This window comes from Flavobacterium ginsengiterrae (assembly GCF_039539785.1).
Lineage (GTDB): Bacteria > Bacteroidota > Bacteroidia > Flavobacteriales > Flavobacteriaceae > Flavobacterium > Flavobacterium ginsengiterrae.
In genome coordinates, this window is the sequence record NZ_BAABDU010000011.1 from 1 (window position 1) to 12,381 (window position 12,381).

General features: G+C 35.8%; 5 protein-coding genes. 3 read left to right on the plus strand and 2 right to left on the minus strand.

All coding sequences use genetic code 11. The annotated features are described in order from the left end of the window. The first annotated feature begins 1,052 nt into the window (after positions 1-1,052). On the plus strand, positions 1,053-4,391 hold the full coding sequence (locus ABD859_RS22710; protein ID WP_345147072.1) for a hypothetical protein: 3,339 nt from the start codon (positions 1,053-1,055) through the stop codon (positions 4,389-4,391). Between the two features lie 2 nt (positions 4,392-4,393). Then, positions 4,394-4,792: a hypothetical protein gene (locus tag ABD859_RS22715; RefSeq protein ID WP_345147074.1), complete on the plus strand. Its 399-nt coding sequence runs from the start codon at positions 4,394-4,396 to the stop codon at positions 4,790-4,792. Between the two features lie 66 nt (positions 4,793-4,858). Here the strand turns inward: ABD859_RS22715 and ABD859_RS22720 are convergent, their stop codons facing one another. Both ABD859_RS22720 and ABD859_RS22725 read right to left on the minus strand, forming a co-directional pair. After that, positions 4,859-5,983 (minus strand): glycoside hydrolase family 88/105 protein, encoded by a 1,125-nt coding sequence (locus tag ABD859_RS22720; protein ID WP_345147076.1) that lies wholly within the window; start codon positions 5,981-5,983, stop codon positions 4,859-4,861. 17 nt (positions 5,984-6,000) lie between these two features. Continuing rightward, positions 6,001-8,796 (minus strand): glycosyl hydrolase, encoded by a 2,796-nt coding sequence (locus ABD859_RS22725; protein ID WP_345147077.1) that lies wholly within the window; start codon positions 8,794-8,796, stop codon positions 6,001-6,003. A gap of 441 nt (positions 8,797-9,237) precedes the next feature. Between ABD859_RS22725 and ABD859_RS22730 the strand changes: the two genes are divergently transcribed. Further along, on the plus strand, positions 9,238-12,381 hold the full coding sequence (locus ABD859_RS22730; RefSeq protein WP_345147078.1) for a SusC/RagA family TonB-linked outer membrane protein: 3,144 nt from the start codon (positions 9,238-9,240) through the stop codon (positions 12,379-12,381).

Consider the following 12,381-nt stretch of genomic DNA (forward strand, 5'->3'; position numbering starts at 1 on the left):
AGAGAAGTTAAGCCCGCCTGCGCAGATGGTACTGCATCATTGTGGGAGAGTATGTCGTCGCCTTTCTTTGAAAAACCCTATCTAATTCGGATAGGGTTTTTTGTTTTATACAAATTCTTTTTCTTCTGGATAATGTACGAGATGAATTATTTTTTCAAATTTTATATTCATAATATAAACTGACATAATGGAATTTTTGTCCTAAAGTGTAATATTAAAACCTTTTAGAGGCACTAAAAACTTTATCATATACTGATATTTGTATATGTAATATCAGGCTGGTTGTGAAATTCTCGGTTTCGATATTTACATTTTTTACGGTTTATCTTTTGAGAGAGAAAATGATATAATTTTCTCTCTCTCTTTTTTTACCCAAACGGAAAAAAGTTTTTATAAAAAATTAAATTACATCTTAAATGATGTAATGGACATATATGCGTATTTTATTTTTTTACGAATAAAAACTTTTTTTTCTTAATTAAGATTCTGAAAAACAGTATATTTGTCATGTTGTTTGTTATTCATATTGTTGATTTTAATTACATACAGTTCAATTAAAATCTCTTTTACAAGCCGTCAGTACTAGATTATCTGCTTAGTATTGAAAATTCTTTTTGCAATTATTGCCAGTATATTTTTTGCGGTAATTGATTGTACATGCCCTTATTTATTAATTTACCAATTTGTGGAGTTTTTCTACAAGCGTTTTGTTTAGTCAGATCCTGTATTTTAAATATGGTATAGATCAGGCGCCAGTCTGCTGTACACTATTTATTGCATACAGTATATTTTAAGTATGCTGTTATTGTTACTGCTAAAAAAATGCCTATGCGCCTCTGCAGTTATTTAGACTGCTGACTTTGAGGAAAGATATGTCTTAAACTGATACTTTAAAATCGTTTACGGGCAGTATTAATTCAAGCATAGAAGGAACTTTGCATCGAGAGTTGTTAAATTATTAAGTAATCCAAGAGATTAAAAGGAATGTATGCGGCCTAAGTCAGTTTGCTGACTTATGGCGGTTGTATTTTTTTTAATTAAAAGCAAGATTTATGAAAACAAAATTTACATTAACATTATTGTTATTGTTGCTTCCTGTGATGTATTTCATGGGTGGTCGGATTTTTGCTCAGGCGTATCAAATTAATACGCCTGCAGCTTATCAGCCGGTTAGTATAGTACAGGGCGGTGCACCTGATACTTATAAGGTCGATGTCGTAAACAATAGCACAACGGCACTGTCCGGAAGCACTTTTACGGTAACCCTGCCGGCAGGTATGGAGTATGTTGCCGGCACAATTACAGGAGCAACACAGTCAAATGTAAGCAATTTACAAAAGCCTGTTTTTACCGTAGTTAATATTCCGTCGGGGAATATTCAGGCGGTAACTTTTCAGGCACGTATCAATTGCGGATACACGCAGGCTTCTACCATTGGCTATAGCCTTGCGTCGGGAGCAACATCTTTGGCAACAGGTACCAGTTCAGTGGCGTCTAATACACCAGCCCCGGCTTTTGTACTTTCGTCTGTTCCAAATCCGCAAGTACTTTCTATTCAATTAAAAACAGATGGTACCCGAACTATTAAATTTAAAAATAGCGGGGTTATACCCGTTACTACAGTTTATGTAGAAGGCAATGTAACAACGGCTGCGCAAATACCATCGTACAAAATTTCTAGTGCCAGTAATGGGATAGTGTCTGCTGTAACAAGCGGACAACGAGTAACATTAACAGGAGCCGAATTGCAAAATGCAATAACAACCTCAGTAGGAGCACCAAATGCGAGTTTTGATCCTGGTGAAGAAATTACAATCGTTTTAAACGAACAAATTTTGAGCTGTGTTACAGGATCTAGTATTCCGTTAGTAATAAGTGTAGGTTCCGGAGATATAAAAGGCAGTTTTTGTTTTGCCGATTCTTCTACGGCTTCTATATCTGCTATTACAGGTGATCCTGCTATTACACTGGTGCGTAATTCAGCGGCGACAACATGGCCTGATTTCTGCAATGTAGGAAAAACTTCGTATACTATTACAAATACTGGTTCTGCTTCTTTTGGAGCAGCTTCAAATATGTATAAAATTAAATTGCCCTGGAGTACTTTTTCTACAGATGCAACGCTGGTAAATACCGTAGAACCAGCAAGCCTAAGAATTACAAAAGTATCTCTTAACGGTACTGATGTTACCTCGCAGGTATTAAAACGAAATGGAACTGTAGCGCCCTATCTTATTAGTGGTGTTACCACAAATTGTTGGGTTATAGATTTATCAGGATTGACACAGGCATACGGAACCGGATTACAGGATCTTGATGGCGACGGTCATTTTGATGACCTTGCTGTTGGCAAAAGTGCTGTACTGGATTTTGAATATTCTTGGGACTTAAGTAATGTGCAAACTTGTACCTTAAATAGCTGGGGAATTCCTAGTGATCAAAATGGCCGCTTTAATCTGGGAACATCATTTCAAAATCAATGTGGGACTACGATTATAAAAAAGAATTATGCCGCCAATACTAAGGGGGCTGATGGTGCAACTTATCCTACATTTCAGGTTGGTTATCAAAATGGTCTAAGGACAACATCTTCTCTTGATGTTGTAGCTTTATATCCGGGAGATAAAACAATATTAAATGCCTCTATTCAAGGCAGTCTTCAAGGAATTTTTGGACAGCCTAATATTACAGTAAAAACTTTTACTATAACATTGCCAGACGGATTAGATTATGACCCTACAGGAAATTTAATATATTCATCAAACAGTACCTATAGTCCGTCATATATTATACCAAGCGCTGTTATAAATTATAATGCAGTAACTAAAGTGCTTACTATAACACCTTCTAATACTCAAAGCGGTATTAATGGTACAAATGATTTTTTTAAAATACCCGTTATAGCATCTAATGTTACGGTTGTTAATAAAACGGTAAGCACAAGTGCCACTGTAGGATTTACAGGCTGCAGTACAAAAGCCAGTTATGGATGTGGCACGGTACCAATAAATTATGCTATTCTTTCAGGAAATTGCCCTACTGTGGGCACAACAGCTTTTGGACTTACACGTGCCACTTTTGGTTTTGCGCCTGTTCCAGGAGGAAGTATCTGGTATCAGCCGACAGGTTTTGTAAACGAGAATACCCCCAATATTAATTTAAAAGGGGCAGTGAGCAAGGATAAAGTAAAGGTTTCATTTAACGGACGTGTAAATGGTACAAACTTTACAGAATTATGGGCACGATTTAAATTTATACCAACAGGTACAACACCACAGACATCCAATTTTATTCCCCTTTCAACCAATTCAACAGATGTAATTGGAACACTTACAGTAACAAAAGCCTCAGATGGTAGTACTTTAAGTACTGATATTCTTGCAGGAGATGTGCAGTATAATTATATTGCGGCCGAGACTCTTCAGGTCCAGCAAGTAAATTTAAGTGCTAAAATAGGTGTAGGTAAGGCTATTAATTATGTTTTGGCGTCAGGTGATACTGTAGCAGTAAACTGGCTTATGAGGGTTTCCAGAGATAATCTCAGTTATACTTACAGCCCATTAGGAAACCTTTTTGGAGACTTATATACAAAAGATGCTGGAGGTACAGAAAGTAGCTGCGAAGCTATACCAGATCAATTTAATGTACAAAGATTAACCCGCTCTTCAAATGGTTATGTAGGTCAAGCTAATTATTATGGTAATAGCTCTGTTTTAATTCAAGCGAGTATTATCAATTATAACAATGTTCTAGATGTATCGGGAGACCATTTTCCTTATGAAACTAGAGAGTATGCGCATCATCGCAGTATAACTTGGACCATAAATGGTATTTGGCAGCCAGATACAACATCATCACCTTACATATCTCAAAATGCAGTAGCTGTAAACTACGTGTTAAATTGGAATATGTTTACAATAAGTTACAGCGGTGAAAATACTATAGTTACTTTTAAGGATGATGCCTGGGGAAGTAATGGTATGCCGTCTCCAACAGCAAACATACCAGTAGTGAGTGATTTTGTTGGGGCAAACGGTAATTTTTCAGTTAGTTTTAGAATGTTAGCGATTTGCAAAAGTACTGGTCCAATAACGGCTAATGTAGTAGCAGTCGTAGATGATTTTACTACTGCAGAGGATAATAGTAATACAGAAAGCTTTACCTACAACTATACTTTTGGAACATCAAATTACATTTATAATACATATGCAGCAACTGCCACACCTAGTCTTCAAAATGTAGATGGTATATCGAGTACTGTAAATTGGCAGGTAAGTGTTACCAATACAACAGATAAAGGAGCATTCCAGAGCGGAGGGGCAAATGCAGATTTACCAAATAACTGGATGAGTTTTGTTTCTCCTAATACGACAATAAAGGTGTTTTTTTAAAGATGTTTAAAAGAAAATTTAAAAGCGATTTTGAGTTTTCTGAAGATTCATTCTTACTAGAAAATGGCAGTAAGTCAAGTGAATTTGACCGTTCTATTTTTGTGGTATACGATAAAACAGAATTACTTGATTTTTTAAAATTAGAAAAGAAAGGAAAAAACGTTATGGTTTGCCTGTTTAATAAGCAGCTGCACAACAGTTTTTCTTTTTTTAAGGATATTAAAAATTTGTTTTTAGTAGACGGATCAAAAAACAGAACAGAGATTTTTAAAGATCTGAATGTATATTTTGAAAGTAAATCGAATTTTGTTCCTAAAATTCCGGATATAAAGCTTTCTAATATAAGCTCAAGCCAAATGCAGTTTGATAACTTTCAGAAGGCTTTATTTTTTATGATGTAGGATATTTTGTTATTAGTGTTTTTATAAAAAAAGACGAACTGCTATATGCGTTCGTCTTTTTTGTTTTTATTTTAATTTATAAATTTCAGATCCGGCTAATAAGAAACATCCTAATCCATAATCCTCAAAATCAGGAATTTTATCATAAGAAAGCGGCTGACCGTCTTTTGGCTCTTTTCCTGTAGACTGCAGATATCCCAGAAATCCGTTTGTGTGCAGACTTTCTGTTGTAATAGCATTCCAGGCTTTTTGAATAACAGGCAGATATGTCTCTTTTTTTAGAATACCGCTGTTAATTCCGTAAGCCATTCCGTATATAAATAATGCAGTTCCTGAAGTTTCTTTTTCTCCAAAATTTGTTGGGTCATGCAGACTTACATTCCAAAATCCATCTGCTCTTTGTATAGGAACTAACGCAGCTGCCATTGCTTTTAGATCTTTTACATATTGTTCTCTGTGAGGTGCATTTTCCGGAATAATGGTAAGAACTTTTGCTAAAGCGCCAATAACCCAGCCGTTCCCTCGGCTCCAATAACAATTTTTGCCATTTGGTTCTTTATACGGCGGATCAAAATCGGCATCGCGCCACCATAAACCTTCTTTAGGATTAAATAAACCATTGTCTCCGTGTTTGTTTCTTGAGAACATATACATTTCATACATTTTCTCGAAATAACGGTTGTCTTTTTCTAAAACTCCCATTTTAGCAAAAACAGGCATTCCCATCTGGATAGCATCAATCCATGACCAGTCATTAAGCTGAGGAGTATTAAGGAGCATATTTATATTTGCCTTTGTATTTTTAAGTTTTTTGGCATCAGGCTCTAAATTATATAAATCGATATAGGTTTGTGCGGCGCAGTAATTGTCGGCATTTCGCGTAGTATTACCGCTGTTGAATCCCCATTTATGAAATTCGGCCCATGCAAACGCATAATCATAATACGCCTCTTTTGGAAAAATTTCATGCAGCGCCATTAATCCTTCATAATAAACCCCGCGTGTCCAGATATTGCTTGGGCGTTCTTTGTTGGTAATAATAGTTTTTCCTGTATCCGGCCATTTTTGCATAAAGTAATCATTGGCAAGCATCATTTGCTTTAAAACCAGTTTTTTATCAAAAGATTCCTGTGCTGAAAGACTGGTTACAGATAAAATTAAGACGGTTAAAATTGAGATTAATTTTTTCATTTTTGGTTATTTGGCAGTTAGTTTTGTTGTTTTAAAGCACTAAGGGTAACAGGACCTAAAAGACCTGACGGCATTGGATTCCATTTTGTCGCATCAAATTTTTTATAGTCTTTATCGACCATATTTATTTCGTAAAATATTTTCCATTCCTGACCTTTTAGTTCCATATCGCGTATTCGGTTGGCGGGAAGATTGGTGACCTGAATTTTTAAAGTATTTTTTCCGGATTTTAAATTATTAATATTCAATTTATACGGTACAGACCAGGCGGCGCCGATAAATTCATCATTAAGCCAGACTTTGGCACTTTCTCTCACATCTCCCAAATTAAGGCTCCAGTTTTTTATTTTAGAATCAGGATTTTCAAACTGAAGCGTGTAAAATGCTGTTCCTGAAAAAGCTTCGGCATCAGGATTTAGTTTTGTCCACGATTCTAAATTGGAAACCACAGTATCGGCTGGTAATTTGGGGCCGCCTTTCTCAAAAGATAATTTCCAGTTTCCTTTTAAAGCAAATGTTTCAGGAGCCGTTTCATAGTAAATCCATTTTTTTTGTGAAGCTGTAGTTTCAGTTTTTAAAAAATAGGATTGTCCGGGCTCTATTTTGATTTTGACATACGTTATTTTATTTTTTTTATTGACCATTGCATTTCCGTATTCACCCGTTAGCGGATCGAGAATAATGACTTCCTTGTTTTCAATCTGAAGCGGCACAAACTCATCAATAGTTTTAGCAGTGTGATTTACTAAAAAATATATTTTCTCACCGTCAACATCTCTGCGAATGAATTTTAATCCTGTATTTACAAGGCTTTCCGGTTGAATATTTGTATCTTCTAAACTTTTAAAAATATCAGAAACAGCTTGTATTTTGTTTTCAGTTAAAAGATTTTTAAGGTTTTGTTCTCTTTTTTTGTAATCTTTAAATCCCGGAACAGATTCTGGTAATCCTTCAAATAGAATAGAGGCGCCGGCTTTTTTTAGCTCGATAAGTTTTTGCAGTGTTTCAAAAGGCATTTTTTGGCATGACGGAATAACCAGTGATTTGTATTTTCCGCCGGGCAGTACAATAACTCCGTTTTTAAATTGTGCTTCGGCAATAAAATTATCAGATATAAAATCAACGCCGTATCCTTTTTTTATCAGGCTTTTTGTTGTGTCGTAAAAGGAAGTTCCGTACAGCCATTCTGTTAAAGAATGTATTTTGAACTGATAAAATAAAGTGCCTTTTTCATATTTATCCCAAGCATCAAAAATAGGCCAGTAAAGCAGAATTTCATTATCAGGTTTTCCTTGTTGTAAAAGTGACTGACAGTTTGAAATATAAGAAAATAAAGCTGGTGCATCTTCCCAAATCGTGTTATTTGAATTGAAATTTACAGAAGCATAAAACTGCCATCCCGGCCACACAGCCCTATCTGGCGAATACGTTGAGCCATGCAGAAAAATATGATTTACTCCATTCAGCATTAAATCTTCGGCTTCTGGTTTACATTGTGATAGCGCCGTTTTAAAATGTTCTCTAAGCCATGTGAAAGTTTCAGAAGAAACTAATTTTTTACCCGAAATATGTGCTGCAGAAGAAGAAAACTTAAGCATTACCGGATCTGCATCGCCTTCGCGGATATCTTCTTTTTCGCGTCTAAAACCCGGAATAGCAAAAGGCATCGAACCAAAAGTTTCGCATTCAGGAATATCAGCAGAAGCATACAAATCGATTAAATTTCCGGGAGAACCATGTGCCTGAAGTTTGGTTTTAAAATTTTTAGAATGCGCCCAGTTGGTCCACGATTTATCAAACTGATTTAATAACAAATCCGATATTGTCTGGCGGTAATCACTTCTTATTCGGTTTCCAATTTCATTATCGGTTTCACTTAATAATACAGGAAGTTCTTTTTTTAAATCGTAACCACGCAGTTTTTTAAATTCATCAAAAAAATCAGGAGTAAAATCGGTTCCGTACACTTCAAAACTATCGTTAAAAATGGCTCTTATTTTTCCTTCTCGTCCTTTTAAAGCATTGTTAAAAGGAACAACATACGCTTTTAAAGCATCGGCAGAATAATGATCTAACGTATAGCCTTTACCGCCGGGCGCCGCTCGTTTTACCTGTTGTCCGGTTTTACCGCTGAAAACCGCATAAATGGTATAATCAGTATTTTTGGCTTTCCATTTTAGTTTATTGGGTTCTAATTTATTAGGAAGTTTGATATTAGAACCTTCAAGTCCTTTGTCTTGTATATTTACTTTTTTATTTTGAAGTTCATTAGTTAAATCAACAAACGAACCGTCACTTCCGTATGCTGTAACGTATAAAAGCATCGCGGGTGTTTTTTCTTTATTGCTGTCAAGAGTAATGCTTCTGTCGAATGTTTCGCTTTTTTTAAGCGAATATTTTTGTACAATAAGTTTTGTTGCGGCGTGCGGCAGTGTAACATGCGAACCTCCGTACGGCCATCCGGTTCCTAAAACCATATCGACCTGCATGTTTAAACTGTCTGAAATGTGAATGGTATAATCCAGCATTTCTATCCATTTTGGAGATAAATAATCAATAAAATTATTTTCTTCACCTTTAACACCATAAATAGGCGTAATTTCTACACCGCCAATTCCGGCTTTATGAAAATCAATAAGGCTTCTTTTTAAATTTGGTTTGTCAACCGCACTTCCCATCCACCACCAGCGCGTCCAAGGCTGATTGACGTTGGTTGATTTTGGCCACGGTGAAACTGTTTTTTCCTGAGAAACCATATTAAAAACACAAAAAAATAAAAATAACAATAAGCAGATATTTTTGGATTTTTTCATGATGTATTTTCTTTTTTGATTTATTTAAAAATAATTCGTTTCTTACTTTTTTGCTTCAAAAATTGCTATCGAAACTTCTTCGAAATAAAGTAAAAGTATTATCAGTGTCTTGAAAAGCTATCCTGTAGCGTCCTGTTTTTTTTAAATATTTTAAAAAATTGATTTTTCATGTATTTAGCCAGTTGATTTATTATTTGATATTTTTTTATGTAAATAAATATGAAATGTGAAAAAATAATTTACTAAAATTTTTGATAATATATTTTTGAAATTCGCAATGAATTAAGAGTTGTAAATCAGACAGTTGTGCGTGTTTCTTGTTAAATTAAACTTAAATAATTTTATAAGATATTGAAAGTTAACAGGATACTACAGGATACTGCGAAAAGTGCTTCTAAATAAATTTGGTTTGAACTAAATAACTAACCAAATTGAACTTTTATGAAAAACAAGCTTAATCTTTTGCTGATTATAGCCTTATTTGTACTGGCGTACACATCTGGCTATGCGCAGGAAAAAACGGTTACAGGAACCGTTACTGATCCGGCCAAATTATCAATCCCTGGAGTTAACGTAATTGTTAAGGGAACTAACAGATCTACCAGTACAGATTTTGACGGTAAATATTCAATTTCGGCAGCATCTGGAGAAACATTAGTTTTTTCTTTTGTGGGATTTGTGAAACAGGAAATAAAAATTGGCACTGCAGCGAATTACAATGTTTCGCTCGATGCAGAAAGTGCCAATCTAAACGAAGTCGTAGTAATTGGTTACGGTACCCAAAAGAAAAAGCTGACATCTGGCGCCATTTCGGGAATTAAAACAGAAACTTTTACAGAACGTCCCATTTCGAGAATCGATCAGGGATTAGTGGGGCAGGTTGCCGGAGTTCGTGTTAAACAGACTACAGGTTTACCTGGACAGCCTTTTAGTATTGAAATCAGAGGTGCAGGTTCTATTACCGCAGGAAATGAACCGTTGTATGTTATTGACGGATTCCCAATTTATACAGAAGGATCAAACAGTAACGGTGCATTTGCCAACGGAAGTCCGCTTGACAATATGAATCCGAATGATGTAGCTTCAATTGAAGTTTTAAAAGATGCATCGGCAGCCGCGATTTATGGTTCCCGTGCTTCAAATGGAGTAGTAATTATTACCACAAAAAAAGGTAAAAAAGGGAAGCCAAAATTTACTTTTAATACCTACGGAGGTGTTAATAAAGAGGCAAACCGAGTAGATATGCTTTCTGCTGAAGGATGGATTAAACGTGCAAAAACGATGATCGACTCTCAATGGGTTGGATCTGGAATTGCCGGAGCTTCTGCAAGTCAGACAACTGCAGAGAGAATTGCCGCTTACAATGCAGCAAATCCAGCTGCGCCGCTTACAACGGCCAATTCAAGATATTACACGTATTTGTATGATGACCGCTGGGATATGCCGGGACATCCTGGACTGGATTACATCGACTGGCAGGATAAAGTTTTCCGTACAGGAGAATTCAGCAATTATCAATTAACGGCCTCGGGTGCTACAGATGCTGTAAACTACTATGTTTCTGCTAACTATCAAAAAAATACCGGATATATTGTAGGTACAGATTATTCTCTTTTTTCGGCAAGAGCCAATGTAGATATTAAATTGTCTGAAAACTTTAAAATGGGAATTAATCTAGCGCCGTCATATTCTATTAAAAATGATCCGGGAGTAGAAGGAAAAGACAATACTTTGTTTAAAGCGCTTACTGCAACTCCGGTTTTTGAAAGTGCCGCTAATGCTGCCGGAGAAAAATACACAACCCGCTATGCATGGGGTTCCAGCACTACCAATATGCTGAATGCTCTGGCAAGAACAGGAAGAAACTCGATGTACAGAAATCTAATTTCAGGATATGCCAGCTATCAGTTTGCTAAAAGTTTTACTTTAAAAAGCACGATTAACTTTGATAATTCAGATAACGTAAACGAAAGTTATACACCAAACGATGTTATTGCCAGTATTAGAGGAGCTTACAACACATACAGAAGACAAAACATCGTAAACGAAAACACGCTTACGTACGATAAAACATTTGGAAACCATAGTTTTAACCTGCTTTTAGGAGAGTCGTTTAATGCTTATGAAATTACAAAATCGACTATGTCTTCGGGAGCACTTTACAACAGTTCAAGTATCGAAACACTGCCTGCGGGATCTATAGGTTCTACAACGGCTGAAAAAAACACACTGCTTTCTTATTTCTCGCGTATTCAGTATAATTTCAAAGAAAAATACATTTTATCAGCGAGTATCAGACGTGACGGTTCTTCAAAATTTGGAACTGACAGAAGATGGGGAACTTTCTCTTCGCTTTCATTAGGATGGAGAGTAAAACAAGAAGCATTCCTTCAAAATGTAGATTGGTTAACTGAGTTCAAGTTAAGAGCCAGCACAGGTATAAACGGAAGTAATAATATTGGAAGTTATGCACAATATGCTACACTGGGGACTTATAACTATTCAATTGGAGGCGCAGTGGCAATTGGTCAGGGAGCAGCTTCTATTCCAAATCCTTCATTACATTGGGAAGAATCAAAAAGTATTGATTTTGGACTTGATTTCGGATTCATAAAAAACAGACTTACAGGAACATTTGAATTATATAGAAAAAATAACAGCGAACTGCTTTTAAGAGTTCCGGTTCCGGGAGATTCTGGTTTCCAAACGTATTTAACCAATATTGGAGAAGTACAAAACCAAGGATGGGAATTTGAATTGAACTCACTAAACGTAAAAACACCAAGTTTTGAGTGGAGAACTTCTGCAAACATAAGCCATAACGAAAATAAAGTTTTAGCATTAGGACCAGATCAGTCAAAAATTGAAATCAGTAATGCGTATGACGCAGGTGTTCCTTTTGTAAAATTAGAAGTTGGAAAACCAATGTACACCATTTTTGGATTGAAGCAAAACGGCGTAATAACTCAAGCTGATATTGATGCAGGAGGAACTACAATTGGAGGAAATAAACTCGTTCTTGGCGATCCAAGATATGTAGATCAAAACGGAGATAAAAAAATCAATTCTGAAGATCGTGTCGATTTAGGAAATCCAACTCCAAAATATACATGGGGAATCACAAACAGCTTTAAATACAAAGATTTTGATTTGAATGTTCTTGTTCAGGGACAAAATGGAGGAACAGTTTACGGATTAACAGGACGTGCCATTGACCGTACCGGAATGGGGTCTGTAGAGAATTCTCTAAACGTTGATCCGGCTGTAAGAGGAAACTGGAGAACATCTTTTGGATATCAGGCTAACTCAGACTGGTTGTACAAATCAGATTATGTAAGTGTTAGAAGCATTTCAATAGGATATAATTTAAGACAGGCATTAAAAGGAATTTCAAGAATTGATAATGCAAGATTATATGTAACAGGCGAAAACTGGTTTTACTGGAACAAATACAAAGTAGGTTTTAATCCAGAAGCAGTAAATACGTCAGCAAGTTCAAACAGTGATTTTTCTGTTCCGGTTGATTACGGTGGAGCGCCGCTGGCAAAATCTTTAGTAATTGGGCTGAACATTAATTTTAATTAA